Here is a 24,913-nt window from a genome sequence, read left to right on the forward strand (position 1 = left end):
GATAGACGCCAGTGACGAGAGTGCTGAAACCATGACCGAAGACCTGATGACCATCCGTGAAATGTGCGAGACCTACGAGGTCACGCCGCGCACCTTGCGTTTTTACGAGGCAAAGGAACTTTTGTTTCCGATCCGCGAGGGCCAGAAACGCCTGTTCACCAAACGCGACCGGGCGCGCCTGAAACTGATCCTGCGCGGCAAGCGTTTCGGCTTCAGTCTGGAAGAGATCCGGCAATTGCTGGATCTGTACCATGTGGGTGACCAACAAAAGACCCAGATGGTCCGAACGATTGAAATCGCACGCGAACGTCTATCCGACATGGAAGCCCGCCGTGAGGAGCTGACGCAAGCCATTGACGATCTGAAAGAGCAGCTGCGCTGGGGCGAAAAAGTCATCGCCTCAATCAACAACGAGAAAAGGGCCGTCGGTTAACCCCTGCGGCTCAATCCCCGGACATCTGAATTTAAGGGAGCTTCAAATGCCCGTCTACAACGCGCCAACCAAAGACACTCAGTTCATTCTGCACGATGTGCTGAAAGTCTCGGAATCCGATATTCCAGGCTATAGCGAACTGGAGGCCGAATTTACCGGCGCGGTTCTGGAAGAAGCAGGCAAGGTTGCCACCAACGTTCTGCATCCGCTGAACGTGGTCGGCGACAGCGAAGGTTGCCGGCTGGAAAACGGCATCGTCTACACCCCTACCGGGTTCAAGGACGCCTTCGAGCAGATGAAGGAAGGCGGCTGGACTGGCCTCGACATGCCGGAAGAGTATGGCGGTCAGAACATGCCCTATGTGATCGGTACTGCGGTGGGCGAGATGTTCTCGGGCGCGAACCAGGCGTTTGTGATGTATCAGGGCCTGACCCACGGCGCCGCCTCGGCCATTCTGGCGCATGGCACGGAAGAGCAGAAAAACACCTATCTGCCGAATATGGTCAGCTGCGAATGGACCGGCACCATGAACCTGACGGAACCGCATTGCGGCACCGATCTGGGCCTGATGCGCACCAAGGCGGAACCGCAGGACGACGGCAGCTATAAGATTACCGGCCAGAAGATTTTCATCTCGTCCGGCGACCACGACATGGCCGACAACATCATCCATCTGGTGCTGGCCAAGATCCCCGGCGGCCCCGAAGGTATCAAAGGCGTGTCGCTGTTCATCGTACCCAAGTTCATCGTCAACGAAGACGGCACACCGGGTGAGCGCAACGGTGTCTCGGTCGGCAAGATCGAGGAAAAGATGGGCATCCACGGCAACTCGACCTGTGTCATGAACTATGACGAGGCGACCGGCTGGCTGCTGGGCGAGGAACACAAAGGCATGCGCGCCATGTTCACAATGATGAACGAAGCGCGTCTGGGCGTGGGTATGCAAGGCCTGTCGCAGGCCGAGGCCGCGTTCCAGAACGCCTTGGAGTATGCCAAGGATCGCCTGCAGGGGCGCGACGTCACCGGCGTGAAGAACCCCGATGGCCCGGCCGATCCGCTCATCGTGCATCCGGACATCCGCCGCAACCTGATGGACCAGAAAAGCTTCACCGAAGGCGCACGCGCGTTCATCCTGTGGGGCGCGACCATGATCGACAAGGCGCACCGCTCGGGCGACAAGGATGCGGACGGGCTGATCTCGCTGCTGACGCCGGTGATCAAGGGCTTCCTGACCGATCAGGGCTATGACATGACCGTTCAGGCGCAGCAGGTTTACGGGGGCCACGGCTACATCGAGGAATGGGGCATGTCGCAATACACCCGCGACGCCCGCATCGCGATGATCTACGAAGGTGCCAACGGCGTTCAGGCGCTGGACCTTGTTGGCCGCAAATTGGCGCAGGATGGCGGCAAGCACGTCATGGCCTTCTTCGACATGGTCAAAACCTTCTGCAAGGAAAACGGCGGCAAAGACGATGCTTATGACAAGGCCTTCATCGAACCGCTGAAAGCCGCTTCCAAGGATTTGCAGGCTGCTGGCATGTATTTCATGCAAGAGGGCATGAAGAACCCGAACAACGCACTGTCCGGTTCATATGACTTCATGCACATGTTCGGCCATGTCTGCCTTGGCCTGATGTGGGCGCAGATGGCCAAGGCCGCGCAAGACGCGCTGGACGGGGGAGCCTCGGACAAAGAGTTCTACGAGACCAAGATCAACACCGGCCGTTTCTACATGGCCCGCCGCCTGCCGGCCACAGCACTGCATCTGTCGCGCATTCAAACGGGCGCAGACACGGTGATGGCGCTGGAGGCTGCCAACTTCTGATCACTTTCCGGTTCCGGGGCCCCACCCCGGAGCCGGTTCTCGGAGGAGACCCAATGCCAAAACGCTTTCGCCTGACCCGCCGCTTTCCGGTCGCCATGACCGAGGACGGCTATCGCAAGCTCAGGGCTTTTGCTCGGGAAGCCGGTCTGGACGAAGGCGAGGCGCTCTCTTTCCTGTTCGAAAACTTCAACAGCGTCATAAACGAGGAGAACCTGACCCACCGCCTACGGACCTTCAATTCTGAGCTTGAGGCGCGCAAAAGATGACAACTGGCAACAAAAGATCATGTGACTGCGCCAAATCGCAATGCCGGAAGCCTCCGGCGGGAGTATTTTCGAAAAGATGAAAATGTGATGCGTCCCTGCCACCGGGCGCACTCGCCATCAGGACAGGGACGACTTCACCTTTTGCGGTCATCGGCTCTCCAGCCTGTACCGCACAACCATTGAAAAGGAACGTGGTTGATAAAGGGTTACCGTCCGAGCTTCATCTTTTCAAAAATACTCAATTCCAACGTATCCACGCGCGCCACGGGAGGGGCGATCGCATGACCATCAAACTTCACTGTTTCGGAGAGAGCGGGAACTCGTACAAAGCCGCGCTGGCGTTAGAGATGTCCGGGCTGGATTGGGAGCCCGTCTTTGTGGATTTCTTCAGTGGTGAAACGCGAACGCCCGAATACCGGGCCGGGGTCAATGAGATGGGCGAAGCACCGGTCATGATCGACGGTGAATTCCGCACGACACAATCCGGTGCAATCCAAGCCTATGTGACCGAGAAATCGGGTAAGTTCGGCGGCAAGGACCGCGATGAGAATTACGAGATTTTTCGCTGGGTGCTGTGGGACAATCACAAGCTCAGTTCGATGGCCGGAATGACGCGGTTTCTGATGAACTTCCTGCCCGAGCAACACCGTAATGCGGACGTCATCGGTTTCAACCAAGGCCGCCTCAAAGCTGCTTATGAAACCCTGAACAGCCACCTTGAGGGCCGCGACTGGATCGTCGGCGACGGCGTGACCAACGCCGATCTCAGCTGCTGCGGCTACCTCTATTACCCGGAACCATTCGGCTTTGACCGCGCCGACTGGCCCCATATCGACGCCTGGCTGACGCGCCTCAGAGAACAGCCCGGCTGGAAACACCCATATGACCTGATGCCCGGCAAACCGTCGGATCGAGCTTAAGGAGAAGACCCATGACCGAAGCTTACATATATGACGCCCTGCGCACCCCGCGCGGCAAGGGCCGCAAGGATGGCAGCCTGCACGAGGTAACCTCGGTGCGCCTGTCCGCCCTGACCCTGAACGCAATGAAAGAGCGTAACAATCTGGACGGCCACGCCGTTGAGGACGTGATCTGGGGCAATGTCACGCAGGTGATGGAGCAAGGCGGCTGTCTGGCGCGCTCGGCGGTTCTGGCCTCGGATCTGGATCAATCGATCCCCGGTCTGGCGATCAACCGTTTCTGCGCCTCGGGTATGGAGGCCGTGAACCTGGCGGCAAACCAGGTCAAAGGCGGCGCAGGCGAAGCCTATATCGCGGGTGGCGTCGAGATGATGGGCCGCGTGGCGATGGGCAGCGACGGCGCAGCGATTGCCGTTGATCCGACGCTGGCGATGGACACCTATTTCGTGCCGCAGGGTATCTCGGCCGACATTATCGCGACCGAATATGGGTTCAGCCGGGACGACGCGGATGCGTTGGCGGTGGAATCGCAGAGACGTGCAGCAGAAGCCTGGGAAGACAACCGGTTCGAGAAATCGGTCATCACCATCAAGGATCAGAACGGCCTGACCATTCTGGACCGCGACGAGTACATGCGCCCCGGCACTGACATGCAGTCGCTTGGTGCTCTGAACCCGTCCTTCCAGATGATGGGTGAGCAGATGCCGGGCTTCGACAAGGTGGCGATGCTGAAATACCCGCATCTTGAGCGGATCAATCATATCCACCATGCGGGCAACAGCTCGGGCATCGTGGATGGGGCTGCGGCCGTTCTGATTGGCAACAAGGAATTCGGCGAGAAATACGGCCTGAAGCCGCGCGCCCGCATCAAGGCAACCGCCAAGATCGGCACCGACCCGACCATCATGCTGACTGGTCCGGTTCCGGTGACCGAGAAAATCCTCGCCGACAACGGCATGAAGATCAGCGATCTGGACCTGTTCGAAGTAAATGAGGCCTTCGCCTCGGTCGTGCTGCGGTTCCAGCAGGCGTTTGATGTTGATCCTGCACTGGTCAACGTGAACGGCGGCTCGATTGCGATGGGGCACCCGCTGGGCGCGACCGGTGCGATGATCATCGGCACGCTGCTGGATGAGCTTGAGCGTCAGGACAAGGAAACCGGTCTGGCCACGCTCTGCATCGCGTCCGGCATGGGTGCAGCAACTATTATCGAGCGAGTCTGATGCCCAAGCTGGATCTCTCTCAGATCCCGTTCAAGGGCGGCTCGACCTATCCCGGCAAGCTGGCCGAGGCGACCGCGGGTCGTTTCGTGCAGCGTGTGGGTGATGCGGGCGGGCTGACTCAGTACGGGGTCAACATCGTGCGGCTTGAGCCGCAGGGCATGTCTTCGCTGCGTCATTACCACATGGAGCAGGACGAGTTTGCCATCATGCTGACTGGCACCTGCGTGCTGATCGACGACGATGGTGAGCATGAGATGCTGCCCGGCGACTGCGCCGCTTGGCCCGCAGGTGAGGCGAACGGCCATCACCTTGTGAACAGAACCGATGCGCCCGCGACATTCCTTGTGGTGGGCACACGGACCCCGACCGAGACCGGCTATTACAGCGACATAGACATGATGGTGAAGATGGACCCAGATGGCTTCGCCTTTACCCGCAAAGATGGCAGCCCGCTGACGGCTGACCAGATTGGAGATGACAATGACTGATTTCACTCTGAGCAAAGACGCGGACGGCGTCGCCTTTGTTACCTGGGATGCCCAGGGCAAATCCATGAACGTCCTGACCCGCGAGGCCTTTCAGGAGGTCAGCCAACTGATCGACCAGGCGCTGAACGATGACGAGATCAAAGGCATCGTCATCACCTCGGGCAAAGAAGGCTCATTCGCTGGCGGTATGGACCTGAACACGCTGGCCACAATCCGTCAGGAAGCGGGTGATGAACCGGCGCGGGCGCTGTTTGATTTTGTCATGGGCGGCCACCACATCCTGCGCAAGATGGAATTGGCGGGCATGGACCCCAAGACCAAGAAGGGCGGCAAGCCGATCGCCTGTGCCATCAACGGCACCTGCGCCGGTATCGGCACCGAGATCGCGCTGGCCTGTCACCACCGCGTCATGACCTCGAACCCCAAAGCCAAGATCGGCCTGCCGGAAATCCTGCTGGGCATCTTCCCCGGCGGCGGCGGCACCATGCGTTTCAGCCGCATGGTGGGCGCGATGGCTGCGGCCCCCGTCCTGCTGGAAGGCAAGATGATGGACCCGAAGAAAGCCAAGGGCGCGCAACTGATCGACGCGGTTGCCGATGATCCGGTCGCTGCGGCCAAGGAATGGGTTCTGAACGCCAAGGACGCCGATCTGGTCAAGCCTTGGGACGCGAAGGGCTACAAGATGCCCGGCGGCGCGCCCTACCACCCCGCTGGATTCATGACCTTTGTTGGCGCCAACGCGATGGTGAACGGCAAGACCCAAGGCGCCTTCCCGGCGGCCAAGGCTCTGCTGAGCTCGATCTACGAAGGGGCGCTGGTCGACTTTGACACCGCCCTGAAAATCGAAGCGCGCTGGTTCACCAATGTCCTTATGAACCCGTCCTCGTCGGCAATGATCCGGTCGCTGTTCCTGAACAAGGAAGCGCTGGAGAAAGGCGCGGTGCGTCCCAAGGATGTGCCCGATCAGCGGGTCAAGAAAGTCGGCGTTCTGGGCGCGGGCATGATGGGGGCCGGTATTGCGCTGGTCTCAGCCCAAGCCGGGATGGAGGTTGTTCTGATCGACCGCGATCAGGAAGCCGCCGACAAGGGCAAAGCCTATAGCGAAAGCTATATGGACAAGGGTATCAAGCGCGGCAAAGCCACGGCTGAGAAGAAAGACGCGCTGCTGGCCCGCATCACCGCCACCCCTGATCTGGAGCACCTGAAAGGCTGCGATCTGATCATCGAGGCGGTATTCGAAGACCCCGGCGTCAAGGCCGAGATGACCAAGAAGGTCGAGGCGATCATCCCTGAGGATTGCATCTTTGCCTCGAACACCTCGACCCTGCCGATCACCGATCTGGCCAAAGCCTCGGCTCGGCCCGAACAGTTCATCGGCATCCACTTCTTCTCACCGGTCGAAAAGATGTTCCTGGTCGAAATCATCAAGGGTAAGGAAACCGGTGATCGCGCGGTGGCCAAAGCGCTGGATTACGTCCGGCAGATCAGGAAAACGCCGATCGTGGTCAACGACGCGCGCTTCTTCTACGCCAACCGTTGCATCATTCCCTACATCAACGAAGGTGTTCGGATGATCGCCGAGGGCGTGAACCCTGTGCTGATCGACAACGCCGCGCGCCAGTTGGGCTTCCCGGTGGGGCCGATCCAATTGACCGACGAGACCTCGATCGATCTGGGCGCCAAGATTGCCCGGGCCACCAAGGCGGCGATGGGCGACGCCTACCCGGAAAGCCCGTCGGACGATCTGATCTTCTGGATGGAGGAACAGGGCCGTCTGGGCCGCAAGGCCAACGCTGGCTTCTTCGACTATGACGACAAGGGCAAGCGCACCGAATACTGGAAAGGCCTGCAGGAGAAATATCCGCACGCCAAAGACCAGCCGGACCTGATCGAAGTGCAGGAACGCCTGATGTTCGCGCAGGTACTGGAAGCGGTCCGCGCGCTGGAAGAAGGCGTTCTGGAAGACATCCGCGAGGGCGATGTCGGCGCGATCCTTGGCTGGGGCTTTGCGCCTTGGTCGGGTGGCCCGCTGAGCTGGCTGGACATCATCGGCACGCCCTACGCGGCCGAGCGGTGTGACCAGCTGACCGAGGCCTACGGTGAGCGCTTTGCCTGCCCGCCGCTGCTGCGCGAGATGGCCGAAAAGGGCCAGAGCTTCTATGGTCGCTTCGCCCCCGAAGCCAAGGCTGCCTAAACAAAAACGCTGGCGCATGCCCCCCATGCGCCAGCGTCACCTTGTAGGTTCAGATAGTCCCCCCTTCAGATCATCATCGCAGGCCGACCCGGCCGTCCGGGCCGACGCGCACCCCTGACCGGCCTCACCGGAACAATCGGATGATCAAAGACCGGCGCAGGCAGCGAACCCAGGGAATTGGCCAGAACGCCAATATCGCCGCGCCTTGCCGTCAGATAAATCAAATCCGCAGCGGCCTCACCCACAACAACCTCATACGCTGCCTCACCCGAGAGGCTGCCTGATCCAAAGCGGCCCGCAGGGCAAAAAGCCCGAAATCCGCCTTCAACATAGATCACCTCGTCTTGGTCGAAGAACAGGGTGCTGATGTCAAAATAAGAGGCAGGCACATCCGAGGTGATCCGGAACATGCCGGTCAGCAATCTGGCCGAAACAATCGGCAGGTTGACGGGCAGAGCGATCGGATCATGACCCAGCTTGGTGTTGTCCAATGCGACGCCCTGCTCGGGCATCAGCCACACCGGACGGCCGTTATAGGCCGCTTGTGCCGGTACCCGGATCGGCATGTTCTCGGCGTTGGCTTCATCGGGCGGCACCGTGATGCAATCTGTCGCAACACGACTTACCGGCCTGAAACCATTGTCCAAAGTACGAACGAGGTCACCGGCCCGCAGTTCTTCGACCAGTTTCCACCCACCTTTTGTTGCAACTTTGGTCCCATGTACCAGCCCACCCCGGCGCGCGTTCAGCGCAGCCTGTGGCTTGGCGTTCCCCTGGTATTCAGACCTTTCGGCAAAATCTATGACACTCTCAATTTTCAACAAGAACCCACCCACCTATTACACACAAAAACTAAGGTTAATGAGTATCACAGGATTTGGCGGCGCGACTTATTTTTGACATATTATGGCCCAATTTAGACCATTTCAGGCCCGCCAATCCCGCAAAATATGAACAACAATTCAAGTGTTAACGGCATTGGACTCAATCTGGAAACTATACGCCCTGCGGTGGATCAAATGCATATCCGAATCTGGCGATGTCCTCGGCACAGGCTTCGGCAACGGCCGCAGCTGACTGGTCGGAATAGTAACTGCGGTAATCTGCATGCCGCCCGGACGGGTTGAGGTGGGGCAAGGTCACATGGAATCCAAGATGGTGGAACAAGGGGGCCGCGTCCTGTTCGAAATGCTCCAATCGGATAAAAAACCTGCACTGCTCGACCCCATCGGCGCGGGTCATGTAACGGCGGGCTGGGTGCAGCCGGAAAGATCGCCCTATGTCGGGATGCCGCACAAACCCATCGAAGGGCAGTGACTTTGCCAGCGAGACCGCCATGTGATCAAAGCTCTGCGCGCGTAACCAGTGGTAATAGCTGACGATCCGATCCCACGGGTTGCGCACCAGGGTGAATGCGGTCATGGCCTGTAGCTCCTCAATCGTCAGAACCCCGTCGATATCCGCCAGCGTGGAGTGTTTCCATAACCGCCCCCTGCCCGTCAGCGCCCTGGCCCGCTTGCGGCGCTTCACGGCCTTGGGTGTATCTCCGAACAGGATGTCATCCTTCATCGCCCGCTGCTCTAATGCCTGCGCCAGCGACGTGCCGCCCGTTTTGGGGATGTGAACGAACACATAGCCGCGCCCGCGCGAGATGATCACGCTGACTCTCCCAATGCGCCAGCGCGCCTGGACCGCCAGCCCAGCAGCGCCCCGGCTGCGGCGATCAGCCCGATCCCGGCGATCTGCATGACGCCGATCACCTGCCCCAGCGCGACCCAAGCGAACAAAGGGCCGAAGATCATCACAGAATACTCGAACACCGCGACATAAGAGGTTTCACCGATCTGATAGGCTTTGATCAGCATAAAAACCGCTATCGTCGACCCGACCGCCTGCACGACGATCCATTTCAGCGCCGGTTGCATATCCCAAACCATCCCTCGCGTCACGAAACCGTCAGCAAAGGAATGCGGCAGGGTCGAAAACACGGTCAGGCCAATCGCCCCGGCCAGCCCAAGGGTCAGGATCATCGCCGCCAGCAGCGCCACCGTGCTTTCCTGCGCGCATTGGGTGCGCGTGATGATGGAACTGAGCGCATAGAAAAACCCTCCGGCCACGGGCAGCAGGGTTTGGGCGTCGAATTCATAGGGGTTGGGCTGCAACACGCACAGGATGCCGGCAAACCCGATCAGAACGGCCAGAATGCGCCACGGGCCGATCCTTTGCCCCATCGCAACGGCTGAGATCAGCAGCACGAAGATCGGTGAGGTGAACAGCCCCGCCAGCGCCTGCGCAATCGGCATCAACGCCAGCGAGGCAAAATAAAACAGCATTGCCAGTGTGATCAGAACGCTGCGCAGGATGACCGGCCCCAGCCGCTGCGGGCGCAAACTGCCCATCCCCAACAGGGACAGGCCACCAATCAGCGGCAGCATCAGCAGGGCGCGGCTCAGGTGAAATTGCCACAGGCCAATCGTTTCGGACAGCAGGATCACGACGTTGTCGATGACCCCGATGATTGCCATCGCAGCAACCATCAGGACCGAGGCCAAAATCGGTGAGGTCTGAGTGTCCGCCTGCATTCGAAGCCCCGGTTGAAAAGCGGCATGGAATGCCGCGCTTGGTGTTATCCAGCACATTTCACAATCCGGGCGCAACAGGTTTGCGCCTTTGGATTTTACCATGCTAAGCTAAGCCAAAATAATCACGAGCATACCTCATCTTGAAGACGGCACTTAAACAGTACCAGCGGATCGAAGCCACCGGTCTGTGGCGCCCCTCGCCCGACATACAGCGGCGAGAAGTCGTGGTGTCGCTTGGTGAGGCCACGCTGACGATCTCGGATTTCAACGAACAGGCTCTGACCCATTGGTCTCTGGCTGCATTGGAACGGCAGAATCCGGGTGTGTTTCCGGCGATCTTCAACCCCGATGGCGACCGGGACGAAACGCTGGAACTGGCCGAAACCGAAACCACGATGATCGAGGCCATCGACCGCCTGCAACGGGCCATCGACCGGGCGCGGCCGCATCCGGGGCGGTTGCGCTGGCTCAGCGTCGCGGGCGTGGTGGCCGCCGTGGCCGCGCTGTTGTTGCTGTGGATGCCGTCGGCTTTGCAAAACCACGTCGTCTCGGTCGTGCCCGAGATCAAACGCCAGGACATCGGCAACGCGATCCTGCACCGGATCGAGCGGGTGTCGGGACGAGGCTGCACCTCCGAGGGCGCAGAGGCGGCGCTGGACCAACTGGCCGCACGCACCGGGGTGCGAAAGGTCATCATTCTGCCCGCCGGGGTGCAGACCAGCCTCAGCCTGCCGGGCGGCATCGTTCTGCTGAACCGGGCCTTGGTCGAGGATCACGAGGACCCCTCGGTCGCAGCCGGGTACATCATAGCCGAACGCGCCCGAAACCAGGCGCAGGACCCGCTGGACGATTTGCTGGACCGCACTGGCGTCACAACCGCCTTCCGCCTGCTGACGACCGGCGAGCTGACGCCCGAGATTGTCGACAATTACACCGAGCAAGTGCTGGCCGAACCACGCTCGGCCCTGCCCGATGACGATCTGCTGGACGTGTTTGCGCAAGCCGCGCTGCCGTCAACGCCCTATGCCTATGCGATGGATGTCACCGGTGAGACAGTGCTGGGCCTGATTGAGGCAGACCCGATGGCGGGCCGCCCCCTGCAACAGGTTCTGCCGGACCGCGACTGGGTCCGGCTGCAGAATATCTGCGGAGAATAGGCGTTACTTGGTGCCGAACATCCGGTCTCCGGCATCGCCAAGACCGGGCATGATGTAACCCTTCGAATTCAACTCGCGGTCCAACGAAGCGGTGACGATTTTCACATCCGGATGCGCCTCTTTCATGCGCGCCACGCCTTCGGGTGCGGCCAGCAGGCAGAGGAAACGGATATCGGTGGCACCAGCCTCTTTCAGCAGGTCAATCGCCGCGGCTGAGCTGTTGCCGGTGGCCAGCATCGGATCAACGGCAATCACCAGACGGTCCTTCAACCCTTCGGGCGCTTTGAAGTAGTACTGCACCGGTTTCAACGTCTCTTCGTCGCGATACAGACCAACAAACCCGACACGCGCCGAGGGGACCAGTTCCAGCACCCCGTCCAGCATGCCGTTGCCGGCGCGCAGGATCGATACCAGCGCCAGTTTCTTGCCTGCCAGAATGGGCGCATCCATCTCCTCCATCGGGGTTTCGATGTGGCGGGTGGTCAGCTTCAGCTCACGCGTGACCTCATAGGCCAGCAGTAGCGTGATCTCGCGCAGCAACTGCCGGAAAACGGCGGTCGAGGTGCCTTTGTCCCGCATGAGCGTCAGCTTGTGTTGCACCAGCGGGTGATCAACGACGGTCAGGTGTTCGCTCATGTTCTCTCCAGTCTTTTCTTGACCCGCGCACGGGTGTCTTCATCACAGAAGGCCGCGTTCAGGGCCGTTTCATTCAGGGCAGCAAAGTCTTCGGCCTCCCAGCCGAAGGCTTGGCTCAACATCTCATATTCACGCCGCATGGTGGTGTGGAAAAACGGCGGGTCGTCGGTTGAGATAGTGACGTTGACCCCGTGGTCGCGCAACCGGGCAATCGGATGCGCCGCGAAATCCGGAAACAGGCCCAGAACTATGTTCGAGCCCGGACACACCTCAAGCGTCACCTCACGGTCGACCAGTTCGCGGATCAGGTCGGGGTCTTCGATGGCACGAACGCCGTGACCCACACGTTCGACCCCCAGATCGTGCAACGCATCACGCACACTTTCGGGCCCGCCGAACTCTCCGGCGTGGGTGGTCAGGCGCAGCCCGGCCTCGCGGGCGCAATCGAAGGCCCATTTGTAGTCGCCCTGCGTGCCAAAGGATTCGTTGCCGCCCATACCAAATCCGGTGATCCAGTCCCCCGCGGTCTCGGCGGCGCAATAGGCGCTGCGTTTGGCCTGTTCCGGCCCGAAATGGCGCACGCAAGTCGCGACGCCGCGCAGAGTGATGTCGAACTTGCGCTCGGCCTCATCCGCCGCATCCTGAATGGCATTCAGATAATCGCGCCAGGCGTGCAGGTCGCCGCCACCACAGAAATCGGGGCTCAGGAAGGTCTCAGAGTAGACCACACCATTGGCAGCGCTTTCCTCGAGGATCGCCATCGTCAAACGACGGAAATCTTCGGGGGTTTTCAACACTTCGCAGGCAGCCTCGTAAACGCTGAGAAAATGCGCGAAGTCGCGGAAGTCATAGCTGCCGTCAGGTTTGAAAATCCCGCTCAGGTCGATGCGTTTTTCATGCGCCAGCTGACGGATGAACGCAGGTGGCGCCGCGCCTTCGTGGTGCAGGTGAAGTTCGATCTTGGGTAGGTCAGCGACGGTCATAGGAAACTCTTCCCCGGCCCTTGTGCCGGAATGTTCAAGTGAGCCGCGATACTGGCGGCAACGTCGGCGAAATTGATCGCGCCGATCTGACCAGCGCCGTGCCCGGCGATCAGTACGGGCACTTGTTCGCGCGTGTGGTCGGTGCCGATCCAGCTGGGATCATTGCCGTGATCGGCAGTCAGCAGCATCAGGTCGCCGGGACGTAGCCGAGCCAAAATGGCACCGATCTCGCGGTCGAACCACTCCAGCGCGCGGGCGTAACCGCTGATGTCGCGGCGGTGGCCATAGAGGCTGTCGAATTCGACAAAATTGGCGAAGGTCAGACTGCCCTCTTCGGCCTCATCGACCAGATCGGACAGGTGACCCATAAGCTCGGCATCCGAGCCCTTGCGCAGCGTATCGATCCCCTGCATCGAAAAGATGTCGCCGATCTTGCCCACCGCGTGTACGCGCCGCCCGGCATCCTGCGCCCAGTTGGTCAGGACCGGCGCAGGCGGCAGGATGGCGAAATCCTTGCGGTTTGTGGTGCGGGCAAAACCCTGTTCGGGCGAGCCAACAAAGGGCCGTGCGATGACCCGCCCCACTTTCATTTCATGCAGACGCGGAGCCAGCGCCTTGCACATGTCCAGCAGGCGGTCGAGGCCAAAGCTCTCTTCATGCGCAGCGATCTGAAAGACACTGTCAGCCGAGGTGTAGCAGATCGGCCATCCCGTGCGCATATGCTCGGCCCCCAGTTCGGCAATGATCGCTGTGCCCGAGGCATGACAGTCACCCAGAATGCCGTCAGTTCCGGCGGCCTCGGCAGCAGCGCGGCTTAAATCGGCGGGAAAGGACGGCGTTTTGTCCGGGAAATAGTGCCAGTCCCACGGAACCGGCAGCCCGGCCAGTTCCCAATGGCCCGAGGGCGTGTCCTTGCCCGGAGAAAACTCGCGCGCGCACCCCCACAAACCTCTGGGTTCGGTCAGCAATCCGGGTGTCTCCGCGCCCGATGCCAAACGCGTCGCGGCCCCCAAACCAAGCGCATCCAGATTGGGCAGGTTCAGCAGACCAGAACGCCCCTGCTCGGCCCGCCCTTCGGCGCAGGCCTGTGCGATATGGGCCAGAGTGTTCGCGCCAGTATCGGGAGTTTCGCCATTAAAGAACCGATCAGCATCCGACGCGCCGCCGATGCCTACTGAATCCATCACGACAAGAAAGGCGCGGGTCACGATAGGATCCTTTCATGTACAAGTACCGGCATCTGGCCTGCATCTGGACTGATTGTTATGGCCTTTTTCACCGCCTCAGCGGCCCGTCGCGCGGCGTCTTCACGCGCCGCATGGACCACCGCCAACGGCGCACCCTTGTCGATCCTGTCACCCAGCCGGGCAATATCCGACAGGCCAACTGCCGGGTCGATCACGTCATCTTCGACTTGCCGACCGCCGCCCAGCGCGACCACGGACAGGCCTAAGGCCTCACCATCCAATGCCGTGATGTAACCGCCGGTTTCGGCGGGAACCTCAAGGATCACGCTGGCTTCGGGCAGGTAGCGGGACCAGTTGTCGACAAATTGCAACGGCCCACCCACGGCGGCCATCATACGGCCGAACCGCTCGGCAGCGCGACCGTCGCGGATGACGTCAGTGATCTTGTCACGCCCCTCGTCAGCGGTTGCGAACATACCTGCATCGGCCAGCAGCACCCCGCCCAACTCGGCCGAGATTTCGGCCAGCGGCGCGTCATACGCCTTGGTCAGCACCTTCATCACCTCGGCCACTTCCAGCGCGTTGCCCAGCGCAGGCGCCAGAGGTTGGTGCATATCGGTGATCACGGCCGAGGTCCGGCACCCCGCCGCATTGGCCGTTTCCGTCAGGGCGCGCGCCAGACCGCAGGCATCCTCCAGCGTCTTCATGAACGCGCCGGAACCGACCTTGACGTCCAGCACCAGTGCCTCGGGGCTGGCGGCCAGTTTCTTGGACAGGATCGAGGCAGTGATCAGGTCCAGGCTTTCCACCGTCGCCGTCACATCGCGGATCGCATAAAGCCGCTTATCCGCAGGTGCAATCTGCCCCGTCGCACCGACAATAGCTGCCCCGGTGTCGCGCAGAATCTGGGTTAGACGTTCCTGCCCGATCTGGGTGCTGACGCCGGGAATGGATTCCAGCTTGTCCAGCGTACCACCGGTATGGCCCAGCCCCCGGCCCGAGATCATCGGAACATATGCGCCGAGTTCAGCCAGCGCCGGGGCCAGCACCAGTGAAACGCTGTCGCCCACCCCACCGGTCGAGTGTTTGTCGATCACCGGGCCGTCGAAATCCCAGCTCAGCACGTCGCCGCTGTCGCGCATGGCGACTGTCAGATCGGCGCGCCCCTGCGCGCCCAGCCCGCCCATACAGACGGCCATGGCAAAGGCTCCGGCCTGCGCGTCGCTGACGCCGCCATCGGCCAAACCTTGCGCGAACCACGTCAGTTCCGCGCCGGTGGGCACCTGCCCCCGGCGCAGTTTTGCGATGATCGAACGGGCGTCCATGGGCTCAGGCGTCCTCCATATGCGAGGCGTCGAAAGCCCCCGGAAGCAGGTCGCCGATGGTGGTTTCGAGCTCGGCCCCGTCAACCGTGGCCAGGGTCACCTTGACATCACGCTTGCCGAATTCGGCCAGTTTCTGGCGGCACCCCCCGCAGGGCGGCACCGGTTGCGGAGAGGACGCGACCACGTAAACCTCAGTCAGGCTCTGTTCGCCCGCAGCGACCATGGCGGCGATGGCTCCGGCCTCGGCACAGGTGCCTTCAGGATAGGCCACGTTTTCAACATTGCAGCCGGAATAAACCACGCCCGACGCCGACCGGATCGCCGCGCCGACCTTGAAATTGGAATAGGGCGCATAGGCTTTTTCCCGGACAGACAATGCGGCGTCTTTCAAAGTCATGGCGATTCCCCAATTTTTGATCATCTGGTCAGAAAGGCATACCCTAAATGAAACCCTCCGGGGAGTTGAAGCCCCGAGCGACAGATTCCTTAGCCTAGCGTCGTATTGAAGGTGCCCGGCAGCGTGACCTCCAACAGCTCAATATCGTCCGAAGGGTCAGCCAGCCGGGTCCGCATACCGGGCGGAATGACAAAAGCGTCCCCCTGTTCAAGCCGGAACGGATCGCGGCCTTCGCCCTCAAGCGTGACCTTCCCGTTCATGACAAAGGTAAAATGGATATCCGTATCGTGGGCCGCCCAGACCGGATCGCCCTGTCCTTTGCGTACGACCTGCACTCCGGCAACACCCTTGGTGTTCTCTGCAATGGTCGTATCGCGGCAGATATAGCCGGGCAGACGGAACGGAACCCACTCGGCCCCCTCGGCCTGATTGAAGACGAACCGCTGGCCCTGCCATTCCCGATCCGGGCGGTGGTCAGGCGTTGGCAACTCCATCTCATGATCGATCTCGGTGACATGCTCGGCAGGAACGCCGATCTCGATCACCTGCACATTGTCCGAGGCTTCGAGCACGCGGTGGCGGATCTCTGGCGGCTGGATAAAGCAATCGCCTGCGGTCAGGCGCATCTTGTCGCCCTGATCTTCGTAGACCACGTCGACCCAGCCATGGATGCAGAAGATCAACTGAAACCCGACCTTGTGGAAATGCACCATATCGGGAACAGGGCCACCGTCGGGAATGCGAATGTGGCTGGCGATGATCGATCCGCCCAGCCGATCCGGCACCAAATCGCGATAATGCATCCCAGCCCGCCCGATGATCCAAGGCGCCTGATCTTTCAGCCTGCGCACCACGAAGGAATGCACCGTTTCCGGCATGACCAGAGGCGGGTTCAACTCGTCAATCTCAACGCGGGTGCCGTTGGGGGCAACAAGGCTGCGCTGACCGTTCGCAAAGTCATCCGGGTTGTCCGTTAGAATGCGCAATGTACCGGGCGGTTCGGGCGCGTCTTTTTCGACCCGCAGGCGCAGGCCGTGGCCCGAGAACACGGCGATACGCGGGTCATCGGCGGGATAGATCATGTCCATCCGCATCCCCAGAACCTTGGTGTAAAACGGGATATCGTTGCGCAATTCCTGCGTGGGCAGGCGGATTTCAGCTTGGGTCTGGGCGTGCGGTTTGCTCATTGGTGGTCTCATCGGCCTTGGCTTTCGGCCATCCGATCAGAACGGCGGACAAAATGCCAATCGAAAAGAACATCTCAAGCGTTTCTTCCAACACGAACAGACGGGTCGCCATGATGGTCGACATTTCGGAGCCAATGGCGCTGCTGACCTCTTCCAACCCCTGCGCAACGACAGCGCACATGCCGGCCAGAAAGAACACCAACAGAAACGGCGCCCGTTCCTTCAGCGCCCGCCAGGCGTTCGGAACCCCATGCCAGGCTACCCCGCCCAGCACGATCACCGCCAGCACCACACGCACCAGTGTCATATCCAGCAGAACATCCAGACCGTGCAGAATAAAGTAAGGCGTGCTGTCCACGGCATAAATATCGGCCTCAAGCTCTCGTTCCGCCAGCAGCAGAAGGACCACGCCAATATACAGGCGGCTGATCCCGCGATACCGGTAGAGCGCCACCAATCCGGCGGCCAACAACGCCGCGGCCGAGCCGGTTTCGATAAGACCGCCCTCTTGGTTGAATACCGCCGCCTGCATCGGCCACAGCGAGATGGCGCACAGGATCACAACACCCAGAACGATTGCCGCGCTGAATGCAGCTCCAAATCTGCGATTGTTCGACGAAAGGGCCGCGCCCATCTCGACGTCTTTCTGATAGCTCATGCCGGTCTTCTCGATGCAAAAGGGGGTGGGTTCGAAAGTTGCGGGACTGTAAATGTTTTGCGGTGGAAATCAAGCGCAGCGGCAAATCGGCCCGCTCTGCGTTCTTGAGTGACGCAGCGTAGCCAAGCCTCGAAAATTAGTTTAGGGCTAAATCAAATTTCTGAAGGGAGCTGAATTTCGATGTCGGATACACCCAGTTTGCGGCAGGCCGCGCTTGAATATCACGCCCATCCAAAACCCGGGAAGCTGGAAATCAAGGCGACCAAGCCGATGGCCAACGGCCGTGATCTGGCTCGCGCCTATTCACCCGGCGTGGCCGAGGCCAGCCTTGAGATCAAGGCGGATGCCGACAACGCGGAACGCTACACTGCGCGCGGCAATCTGGTGGCGGTTGTCTCGAACGGGACGGCGGTTCTGGGGCTGGGCAATATCGGTGCGCTGGCCTCGAAACCGGTGATGGAGGGCAAGGCGGTTCTGTTCAAGAAATTCGCCGGCATCGACTGTTTCGATATCGAGGTCGATCAGCCCGACCCGGAAAAGCTGGCCGATATCGTCTGCGCGCTGGAGCCGACCTTCGGCGCCATCAATCTCGAGGACATCAAGGCCCCCGATTGCTTTATCGTTGAAAAGCTGTGCCGCGAGCGGATGAATATTCCGGTCTTTCACGACGATCAGCATGGTACTGCCATCGTTGTTGGGGCCGCCGCCAAAAACGCGCTGCATGTGGCCGGAAAGAAATTCGAGGATATCAAGGTCGTCTCTACCGGCGGCGGCGCTGCGGGGATCGCCTGCCTCAGTATGTTGGTGAAGCTGGGCGTCAAACGCGAGAACATCTGGCTGTGCGACATTCATGGGCTGGTCTACGAAGGCCGCGCCGAGGACATGAACCCGCACAAGGACCAGTTCGCGCAGAAATCCGACCTGCGCACGCTGGACGATGTCATTGGTGACGCCGACCTGTTCCTTGGCCTCAGCGGCCCCAATGTGCTCAAACCCGAGATGGTCGAGAAAATGGCCAAGCGCCCGATCATCTTCGCGCTGGCCAACCCGACGCCTGAGATTCTGCCGCAAGCCGCGCGTGAGGTCGCGCCGGATGCGATCATCGCCACCGGCCGCAGCGATTTTCCCAATCAGGTCAACAACGTTCTTTGCTTCCCCTTCATCTTCCGGGGTGCACTGGATGTGGGCGCGACAGAGATCAACGACGAAATGCAGATCGCCTGCGTCGACGGCATCGCCGAGATGGCCCGCGCCACCACCAGCGCCGAAGCCGCCGCGGCCTATAAGGGTGAACAACTGACGTTCGGCCCGGATTACCTGATCCCGAAACCGTTTGACCCGCGCCTGGTTGGCGTCGTGTCCTCCTCGGTGGCCAAGGCGGCGATGGAGAGCGGTGTTGCCAAGCGGCCGATCGAAGATATCGAAGCGTATAAAGAGCGTCTGAACCAGACCGTGTTCAAATCCGCCCTGTTGATGCGGCCCGTCTTCGAGGCCGCCGCCGTCGCCTCGCGCCGGATTGTATTTGCCGAGGGTGAAGACGAGCGTGTCCTGCGCGCCGCGCAGGCCATTCTGGAAGAGACCACCGAAACGCCCATCCTGATCGGGCGCCCCGATGTCATCAGCGCCCGGTGCGAGCGGCTGGGCCTGACGGTCCGCCCCGGCGAGGATTTCCAGATCGTGAACCCGCAGGATGACCCGCGCTACTATGACTATTGGAATTCGTATCACGCAATCATGCAGCGCCGCGGCGTGACGCCCGATCTGGCCAAGGCGATCATGCGCACGAACAACACCGCAATTGCCGCCATCATGGTGCAGCGGGGCGAAGCCGACAGCATGATCTGCGGCACTTTCGGCGAGTACCGCTGGCATCTGAACTATGTGCAACAGGTGCTGGCCGATGGCGACCTGCGCCCGCACGGCGCGCTGTCCCTGATGATCCTCGAAGACGGCCCCCTGTTCATCGCCGACACCCATGTACGGCAATTGCCGACACCCGAGGAACTGGCCGAATCCACGATCGGCGCCGCGCGGCATGTGCGCCGGTTCGGTATCGAGCCCAAGATTGCCTTCTGTTCGCAATCGCAATTTGGCAATCAGGCCGAAGGGTCCGGCAAACGTCTGCGCGCCGCGCTGGAAATTCTCGATTCCGAACCGCGCGACTTTACCTATGAAGGTGAGATGAACCTCGATCTGGCGCTGGACCCGGAATTGCGCTCGCGGATTTTCCCGAACTCGCGCCTGGACGGTACAGCAAATGTTCTGATCTTTGCCCATGCGGATGCGGCCAGCGGCGTGCGCAATATCCTGAAGATGAAAGCCGACGGGCTGGAAGTTGGGCCGGTCCTGATGGGCATGGGCAACAAGGCGCATATCGTGACGCCCTCCATCACCGCTCGCGGGCTGCTGAACATGGCTGCTATTGCCGGAACCCCGGTGGCGCATTACGGCTAACGTCCGAAACAGAGGCTCGGGTGCCCGCGTCGGCACCTGAGCATATTCTGAACGCCGGTGATTCTTTGCACGCTGCACTTTGCAGATTTGCAAAAACCCGCGCTCTAGACGCGCAACTTTGCCCTCTCAAAACACTTTGCAAAAATTTGCAGGCGAATTTGGCGCGACCTGCAAATATTTTGCGATAAAGTGACGCCCCGTTATCTCCCTCGCTTGTGCGCGCCCCCTTGCCCACCTTACACACGGCGCAAGGGATTTAAGGAGGAGACCAACGTGGCTTATCAGGACGTTTACGAAAACTGGAAATCCGATCCAGAGGCATACTGGATGGAGGCCGCAAAAGGGATCGACTGGGTCCAACCTCCGACCAAAGCACTGTTTGACGACAACGCCCCGCTGTACGAATGGTTCTGCGACGCCAAGGTCAACACTTGCTGGAACGCGGTCGACCGCCACGTTGAAAATGGCCGCGGAGAACAGACCGCCATCATCTACGACAGCCCGATCACCCACACCAAGCGCGAGATTTCCTATGTCGAGCTACGTAACCGTGTAGCCAATTTGGCCGGGGCGCTGCGGGCAAAGGGCGTCGAAAAGGGTGACCGGGTCATCATCTATATGCCGATGATCCCCGAAGCGCTCGAGGCGATGTTGGCCTGTGCTCGATTGGGTGCGGTCCATTCGGTCGTATTCGGCGGCTTTGCCAGTAACGAACTGGCCGTGCGTATCGACGACGCCAAACCGAAGGCGATCATCGCCGCGTCCTGCGGGATGGAGCCGGGCCGAGTGGTCCACTACAAACCCCTACTGGACGGCGCCATCGAGATGGCCAGTCACAAGCCCGATTTCTGCGTCATCTTCCAGCGCGAACAGGAAGTGGCGCAGCTGGTCGAGGGCCGTGACTTTAACTGGCACGGGTTCCAATACGGTGTCGAACCGGCGGAATGTGTGCCGGTGGACGGCAACGACCCGGCCTATATTCTTTACACCTCGGGCACCACGGGTGCGCCCAAAGGCGTCGTACGCCCGACTGCGGGCCATCTGGTTGCGTTGAACTGGACGATGAAGAACATCTATGACGTCGATCCCGGTGATGTGTTCTGGGCGGCGTCCGATGTGGGGTGGGTCGTTGGGCATTCCTACATCTGCTATGCCCCGCTGATCCACGGCAACACCACCATCGTCTTCGAAGGCAAACCGGTCGGCACCCCCGACGCAGGCACCTTCTGGCGGGTGATTTCCGAGCACAAGGTCAAAAGCTTCTTCACCGCCCCCACCGCCATCCGCGCGGTGAAACGCGAAGACCCCAAGGGCGAGATGCTGGAGAAATACGACCTGTCCAGCCTGCGCGCTCTGTACCTGGCGGGCGAACGGGCTGACCCGGACACAATCGAATGGGCGCAGGACGCGTTGAAAGTTCCGGTGATCGACCACTGGTGGCAGACGGAAACCGGCTGGGCCATCGCTGGCAACCCGCTGGGGATCGAGGAACTGCCGGTCAAGCTGGGCTCTCCGGCCAAGCCGATGCCCGGCTATGACGTGCAGATTCTGGATGAAGGCGGCCACCCGATGAAGCCGGGCGAATTGGGCGCGATTGCGGTCAAGCTGCCGTTGCCTCCGGGCACCCTGCCAACGCTGTGGAACGCGGAAGAGAGGTTCAAAAGCTCATACCTGAACCACTTCCCGGGCTATTATGAAACCGGCGATGCGGGGATGATCGATGAGGACGGATATCTTTATATCATGGCGCGTACCGACGACGTGATCAACGTCGCGGGCCACCGGCTGTCAACTGGCGGGATGGAAGAGGTACTGGCCGCACACCCCGACGTCGCCGAATGTGCGGTAATCGGTGTTACCGATCAGTTGAAAGGGCAGATGCCCGTTGGCTTCCTGTGCCTGAACGCGGGCTGTGACCGCAACCATGGTGAGGTCGTGCAGGACGTGGTCAAACTGGTCCGCGAAAAGATCGGCCCGGTGGCTGCTTTCAAAAAGGCCGTCGTGGTGGATCGCCTGCCAAAGACCCGGTCGGGCAAAATCCTGCGTGGCACGATGGTATCGATTGCGGACAGCCAGGACTACAAGATGCCCGCAACCATCGACGATCCGGCCATTCTGGACGAGATCACCGTGGCACTGAAATCCATCGGCTACGCCCAGTAAGCACGCTGCGGGCGGTCTCTGGCCGCCCGCGCCTCGCGCCTTTCCCTTGCAACCGCGAACAGGGCCCCTACTGTCTGACCCAGACAATGAGGCCGCATGACACATTCCGACATCTGGCGACTGAGCGCCACCGACCTGACTGCCCTCACCCGCAGCGGAGACCTAAGCGCTGAAGACGCAGTGCGCGCGGCCATTGACCGGATGCATCAAATAAACCCGGACCTGAACGCGGTGGTCGAGGATCTGGGCACCGAGGCACTGGAACGCGCGCGCGGTCTCGATCGGGCTCGGGCGAAGGGAACATCAATCGGACCGCTGCATGGCGTCCCGGTGACCATCAAAATCAATGTCGATCAAAAAGGCTACGCCACATCGAACGGCGTTGTGGCCTTGAAAGATGTGATCGCCCCCGATGACGCGCCCGTCGTGCGCAACCTGCAAAACGCCGGGGCCGTGGTGATTGGGCGAACCAATACGCCCGAGTTCTCGTTCCGTGCCGACACCGACAACCCGCTGCATGGCCGCACGCATAACCCCTGGGGGCGACATATTTCGCCCGGCGGGTCCTCGGGCGGTGCCGGTGCCGCCGTGATGGCCGGGATCGGGGCGCTGGCGCATGGGAACGATATTGGCGGCAGCCTGCGCTTTCCCGCGGCCGCCAACGGTGCGGTCACGGTAAAACCCGGTCTTGGTCGCGTCCCGGCGTGGAACCCCAGCCAGCCGACCGAGCGCGGAATACTGGCGCAATCCATGTCTGTGCAGGGGCTGATCACACGCTGTGCTACCGATCTGCACCTGTCGATGCCCAGCCTGATCGCAACCGACCCGCGCGATCCGTTCCACGTGCCAATGCCCTGGCGCGGCGAACCTCTGGAAGGGCCTATCAAAATCGCCTTCACCAAGGACACCTTCGGCTATGCCCTGCACCCCGAGGTCGACAAGGCGCTGGACGCGGCGCGCGATGCGCTGGTCGATGCGGGTTATCAGGTCGATGAAGTCAGCCCGCCCGATGTGTTCGACTGTGGCCGAACCGGTTACCGCACACTGATGGGTGAGGTCCTGACCCTGTTGAAAGGCGATATCGAGGCTGCGGGATCCGAGGTCATTCGCGAAATCTTCGACGTCTATTTTCAGGAATTCCCGCCCATCATCGGCACCGACATGATCCAGATGCTGGCCAAACGCACCCATTATGCACGGGAATGGTCGCTGTTCATGCAGGATTACCCCCTGATTCTGTCCCCTTTCCTGCCGCAGCCGTTTTTCAAACCCGACCGCGATACCGAAGGTGTCGAAGGTGTGCACGAAGTTCTGGGCTGCGCAGTTTATTCCTATGCGATGAACTTTCTGGGCCTGCCCGCCGCCAGCGTTCCCGCGCGGCTGGCCGATCTGCCGCAAGGGCCGCAACCGATCAACATCCAGATCGCCGCCCGCCGCTGGCGCGAGGACATGGCGGTTGACGCCGCCGCCGCGATTGAGGCGCGGGTGGGCCAAATGTGCCTCCCGCTTTGGGAAAAAATGGATACGGCCAAGCAGGCCGGAACAAGAAAATAGACCCCGGGGTTTTGCGCCCGGGGTCCTCTTGCTTAAATAAGCCCGGAAATCTGACAACGAGCGTAGCACCACCTACCCTCGCCGGCGCGAAAACTGCGCAATCATTCAAAAACGCCGCTTGGTGGCCACTCACTCCCACCTAGGCGTGTTCTCCGGGCAAGTTAAGATTAACAAAAGATGAATCGAACGCCTGTGAACTGGATCACACAAGAGCAAAAAGGCGCGTTTCCGGGATTTCAGGTGAACTGTTCCGAGATCAGACGCTCTTCCAGCCCATGCCCCGGGTCGAACAGGATACGGTGTTGGATCAACGGTTCCGAGCGGATCTCGACCCAGTCGATATCGGCAAAGGACACCGAATCCGCGTCGGCCATGACCGGACGCTTATCAGCGTCCAGCACGTCAAAACGAACCTTGGCGATCTTGGGCAAAAGCGCCCCGCGCCACCGGCGGGGCCGGAACGCGGCAATCGCCGTCAGGGCCAGCACGTCGGACCCAATGGGCAGAATCGGCCCATGTGCCGAATAGTTGTACGCCGTTGATCCGGCCGGCGTTGACAGCAAGGCGCCGTCGCAGACCAGTTCGGCCATCCGCACGCGCCCGTCGACGCTGATCTTCAGCCGGGCTGCCTGCGGACCCGCGCGCAGCAGCGACACCTCGTTGATGGCCAGTGCCTCGTGCAGTTTGCCGGATTGGTCCATAGCCTGCATCGCCAGAGGGTTGATCACCTCTTCTTCGGCCGCGGCCAAACGCTCCATCAGGTCGTCTTCGTGAAACTCATTCATCAGGAACCCGATGGTACCGCAGTTCATGCCATAAACCGGCGTGTCCAGATGCTGCATGTTGTGCAGCGTGTGCAACATGAACCCGTCGCCGCCCAGGGCAACCACCACATCCGCATCTCGGGGGGCCGCATTGCCATACAGCTTTACAAGACTGCTCCGCGCAGTTTGCGCAACTTCGACATCGCTGGCGAGAAAGGCGATTCTCTTTGTCATCTTTTCCGGTTTCCGGTGTTACACATTTGGTTCCGAAACAAACATACCTTTCCCCGATAGGCCAGTCTTGACGCCACAGCGGGCCAAATCGTCGCTTTACAGCTTTTGCAGATGTGCCGTTTCCGATAGGAAATCCGCAAGATTATTCCTGCCATGTGGAGCCCCCATGAACGCCAATCTTCGTGACACCGGTTTTTTCACCCAATCGCTTTCGGACCGTGATCCTGAGCTTTTTGGCTCGATCACATCCGAGCTGGGCCGCCAGCGCGACGAGATCGAG

General features: G+C 60.7%; 22 protein-coding genes. 11 read left to right on the forward strand and 11 right to left on the reverse strand.

The genetic code is table 11. The annotated features are described in order from the left end of the window. The first annotated feature begins 31 nt into the window (after positions 1-31). The 7 genes from ACR0DO_RS07110 to ACR0DO_RS07140 all read left to right on the forward strand — a co-directional run bounded on the left by ACR0DO_RS07110 (position 32) and on the right by ACR0DO_RS07140 (position 7,352). The gene (locus ACR0DO_RS07110) at positions 32-433 is read left to right on the forward strand and encodes a MerR family transcriptional regulator (protein WP_480557428.1); all 402 of its coding nucleotides are present in this window, start codon (positions 32-34) and stop codon (positions 431-433) included. A gap of 46 nt (positions 434-479) precedes the next feature. Beyond that, positions 480-2,261, forward strand: a complete 1,782-nt coding sequence (locus ACR0DO_RS07115; protein WP_480557430.1) for an acyl-CoA dehydrogenase C-terminal domain-containing protein — start codon at positions 480-482, stop codon at positions 2,259-2,261. 53 nt (positions 2,262-2,314) lie between these two features. Continuing rightward, entirely contained in the window at positions 2,315-2,527 is a 213-nt protein-coding gene (locus ACR0DO_RS07120; protein WP_170443028.1) for a hypothetical protein, read from the forward strand. 281 nt (positions 2,528-2,808) lie between these two features. Further along, complete coding sequence (locus ACR0DO_RS07125; protein WP_480557432.1) at positions 2,809-3,447, forward strand: glutathione S-transferase family protein; 639 nt, start codon at positions 2,809-2,811, stop codon at positions 3,445-3,447. A gap of 11 nt (positions 3,448-3,458) precedes the next feature. Further along, positions 3,459-4,670 carry an acetyl-CoA C-acetyltransferase gene (locus ACR0DO_RS07130; RefSeq protein ID WP_480557434.1) on the forward strand — a complete coding sequence of 404 codons (1,212 nt, stop codon included), beginning with the start codon at positions 3,459-3,461 and terminating at the stop codon, positions 4,668-4,670. Continuing rightward, entirely contained in the window at positions 4,670-5,158 is a 489-nt protein-coding gene (locus ACR0DO_RS07135) for a cupin domain-containing protein (RefSeq protein WP_480557436.1), read from the forward strand. Before ACR0DO_RS07130 ends, ACR0DO_RS07135 begins: the two co-directional genes overlap by 1 nt. Continuing rightward, positions 5,151-7,352 (forward strand): 3-hydroxyacyl-CoA dehydrogenase NAD-binding domain-containing protein, encoded by a 2,202-nt coding sequence (locus ACR0DO_RS07140; RefSeq protein ID WP_480557438.1) that lies wholly within the window; start codon positions 5,151-5,153, stop codon positions 7,350-7,352. Before ACR0DO_RS07135 ends, ACR0DO_RS07140 begins: the two co-directional genes overlap by 8 nt. Before the next feature lie 65 nt (positions 7,353-7,417). Here ACR0DO_RS07140 and ACR0DO_RS07145 read toward each other — a convergent pair whose 3' ends face one another. The 3 genes from ACR0DO_RS07145 to ACR0DO_RS07155 all read right to left on the reverse strand — a co-directional run bounded on the left by ACR0DO_RS07145 (position 7,418) and on the right by ACR0DO_RS07155 (position 9,934). Continuing rightward, complete coding sequence (locus ACR0DO_RS07145) at positions 7,418-8,173, reverse strand: Hint domain-containing protein (RefSeq protein ID WP_480557440.1); 756 nt, start codon at positions 8,171-8,173, stop codon at positions 7,418-7,420. A gap of 175 nt (positions 8,174-8,348) precedes the next feature. After that, positions 8,349-9,011, reverse strand: coding sequence for a sulfotransferase family 2 domain-containing protein (locus tag ACR0DO_RS07150; protein ID WP_480557442.1), 663 nt, complete (start codon positions 9,009-9,011; stop codon positions 8,349-8,351). Beyond that, positions 9,008-9,934, reverse strand: a complete 927-nt coding sequence (locus tag ACR0DO_RS07155; protein ID WP_480557444.1) for a DMT family transporter — start codon at positions 9,932-9,934, stop codon at positions 9,008-9,010. The genes ACR0DO_RS07150 and ACR0DO_RS07155 overlap by 4 nt, the downstream gene beginning before the upstream one ends. Before the next feature lie 140 nt (positions 9,935-10,074). On the opposite strand from ACR0DO_RS07155, the gene ACR0DO_RS07160 reads away from it, so the two are divergent. Next, a complete protein-coding gene (locus tag ACR0DO_RS07160) occupies positions 10,075-11,091 on the forward strand; it encodes a hypothetical protein (RefSeq protein WP_170443015.1) in 1,017 nt (338 codons plus the stop codon). Between the two features lie 3 nt (positions 11,092-11,094). Here the strand turns inward: ACR0DO_RS07160 and upp are convergent, their stop codons facing one another. From upp to ACR0DO_RS07195, 7 genes are all read right to left on the reverse strand, one after another. Beyond that, entirely contained in the window at positions 11,095-11,727 is a 633-nt protein-coding gene (gene upp, locus ACR0DO_RS07165; RefSeq protein ID WP_170443013.1) for a uracil phosphoribosyltransferase, read from the reverse strand. Then, positions 11,724-12,710, reverse strand: coding sequence for an adenosine deaminase (locus ACR0DO_RS07170; protein ID WP_480557447.1), 987 nt, complete (start codon positions 12,708-12,710; stop codon positions 11,724-11,726). The genes upp and ACR0DO_RS07170 overlap by 4 nt, the downstream gene beginning before the upstream one ends. Then, positions 12,707-13,918: a phosphopentomutase gene (locus tag ACR0DO_RS07175; RefSeq protein WP_480557449.1), complete on the reverse strand. Its 1,212-nt coding sequence runs from the start codon at positions 13,916-13,918 to the stop codon at positions 12,707-12,709. The genes ACR0DO_RS07170 and ACR0DO_RS07175 overlap by 4 nt, the downstream gene beginning before the upstream one ends. Further along, complete coding sequence (locus ACR0DO_RS07180) at positions 13,915-15,222, reverse strand: thymidine phosphorylase (RefSeq protein ID WP_480557451.1); 1,308 nt, start codon at positions 15,220-15,222, stop codon at positions 13,915-13,917. Before ACR0DO_RS07180 ends, ACR0DO_RS07175 begins: the two co-directional genes overlap by 4 nt. A gap of 4 nt (positions 15,223-15,226) precedes the next feature. Continuing rightward, positions 15,227-15,619, reverse strand: a complete 393-nt coding sequence (locus ACR0DO_RS07185) for a cytidine deaminase (protein WP_480557453.1) — start codon at positions 15,617-15,619, stop codon at positions 15,227-15,229. A gap of 89 nt (positions 15,620-15,708) precedes the next feature. Then, positions 15,709-16,806 (reverse strand): cupin domain-containing protein, encoded by a 1,098-nt coding sequence (locus tag ACR0DO_RS07190; RefSeq protein WP_480557455.1) that lies wholly within the window; start codon positions 16,804-16,806, stop codon positions 15,709-15,711. Beyond that, entirely contained in the window at positions 16,775-17,464 is a 690-nt protein-coding gene (locus ACR0DO_RS07195; RefSeq protein WP_480557457.1) for a hypothetical protein, read from the reverse strand. Before ACR0DO_RS07195 ends, ACR0DO_RS07190 begins: the two co-directional genes overlap by 32 nt. A gap of 180 nt (positions 17,465-17,644) precedes the next feature. On the opposite strand from ACR0DO_RS07195, the gene ACR0DO_RS07200 reads away from it, so the two are divergent. From ACR0DO_RS07200 to ACR0DO_RS07210, 3 genes are all read left to right on the forward strand, one after another. Further along, entirely contained in the window at positions 17,645-19,918 is a 2,274-nt protein-coding gene (locus ACR0DO_RS07200; RefSeq protein ID WP_480557459.1) for an NADP-dependent malic enzyme, read from the forward strand. Positions 19,919-20,191: 273 nt separating this feature from the next. After that, a complete protein-coding gene (prpE, locus tag ACR0DO_RS07205) occupies positions 20,192-22,081 on the forward strand; it encodes a propionate-CoA ligase PrpE (protein WP_480557461.1) in 1,890 nt (629 codons plus the stop codon). A gap of 96 nt (positions 22,082-22,177) precedes the next feature. Further along, the gene (locus ACR0DO_RS07210) at positions 22,178-23,635 is read left to right on the forward strand and encodes an amidase family protein (protein ID WP_480557463.1); all 1,458 of its coding nucleotides are present in this window, start codon (positions 22,178-22,180) and stop codon (positions 23,633-23,635) included. A 236-nt stretch (positions 23,636-23,871) separates the two neighbouring features. Here the strand turns inward: ACR0DO_RS07210 and ACR0DO_RS07215 are convergent, their stop codons facing one another. Beyond that, positions 23,872-24,633 carry an NAD kinase gene (locus tag ACR0DO_RS07215; protein ID WP_480557465.1) on the reverse strand — a complete coding sequence of 254 codons (762 nt, stop codon included), beginning with the start codon at positions 24,631-24,633 and terminating at the stop codon, positions 23,872-23,874. Positions 24,634-24,913 lie beyond the last annotated feature (280 nt).

Source organism: Ruegeria sp. AM9 (assembly GCF_056540565.1).

Coding starts and splice junctions, on each gene's coding strand:
- ACR0DO_RS07135 (WP_480557436.1), top strand. CDS start 4,670: ATGCCCAAGCTGGATCTCTCTCAGATCCCGTTCAAGGGCGGCTCGACC.
- ACR0DO_RS07195 (WP_480557457.1), bottom strand. CDS start 17,464: ATGAGCTATCAGAAAGACGTCGAGATGGGCGCGGCCCTTTCGTCGAAC.
- ACR0DO_RS07120 (WP_170443028.1), top strand. CDS start 2,315: ATGCCAAAACGCTTTCGCCTGACCCGCCGCTTTCCGGTCGCCATGACC.
- ACR0DO_RS07110 (WP_480557428.1), top strand. CDS start 32: ATGACCGAAGACCTGATGACCATCCGTGAAATGTGCGAGACCTACGAG.
- ACR0DO_RS07185 (WP_480557453.1), bottom strand. CDS start 15,619: ATGACTTTGAAAGACGCCGCATTGTCTGTCCGGGAAAAAGCCTATGCG.
- ACR0DO_RS07170 (WP_480557447.1), bottom strand. CDS start 12,710: ATGACCGTCGCTGACCTACCCAAGATCGAACTTCACCTGCACCACGAA.
- ACR0DO_RS07180 (WP_480557451.1), bottom strand. CDS start 15,222: ATGGACGCCCGTTCGATCATCGCAAAACTGCGCCGGGGGCAGGTGCCC.
- ACR0DO_RS07115 (WP_480557430.1), top strand. CDS start 480: ATGCCCGTCTACAACGCGCCAACCAAAGACACTCAGTTCATTCTGCAC.
- upp (WP_170443013.1), bottom strand. CDS start 11,727: ATGAGCGAACACCTGACCGTCGTTGATCACCCGCTGGTGCAACACAAG.
- ACR0DO_RS07210 (WP_480557463.1), top strand. CDS start 22,178: ATGACACATTCCGACATCTGGCGACTGAGCGCCACCGACCTGACTGCC.
- ACR0DO_RS07130 (WP_480557434.1), top strand. CDS start 3,459: ATGACCGAAGCTTACATATATGACGCCCTGCGCACCCCGCGCGGCAAG.
- ACR0DO_RS07155 (WP_480557444.1), bottom strand. CDS start 9,934: ATGCAGGCGGACACTCAGACCTCACCGATTTTGGCCTCGGTCCTGATG.
- ACR0DO_RS07215 (WP_480557465.1), bottom strand. CDS start 24,633: ATGACAAAGAGAATCGCCTTTCTCGCCAGCGATGTCGAAGTTGCGCAA.
- ACR0DO_RS07125 (WP_480557432.1), top strand. CDS start 2,809: ATGACCATCAAACTTCACTGTTTCGGAGAGAGCGGGAACTCGTACAAA.
- ACR0DO_RS07190 (WP_480557455.1), bottom strand. CDS start 16,806: ATGAGCAAACCGCACGCCCAGACCCAAGCTGAAATCCGCCTGCCCACG.
- ACR0DO_RS07200 (WP_480557459.1), top strand. CDS start 17,645: ATGTCGGATACACCCAGTTTGCGGCAGGCCGCGCTTGAATATCACGCC.
- ACR0DO_RS07140 (WP_480557438.1), top strand. CDS start 5,151: ATGACTGATTTCACTCTGAGCAAAGACGCGGACGGCGTCGCCTTTGTT.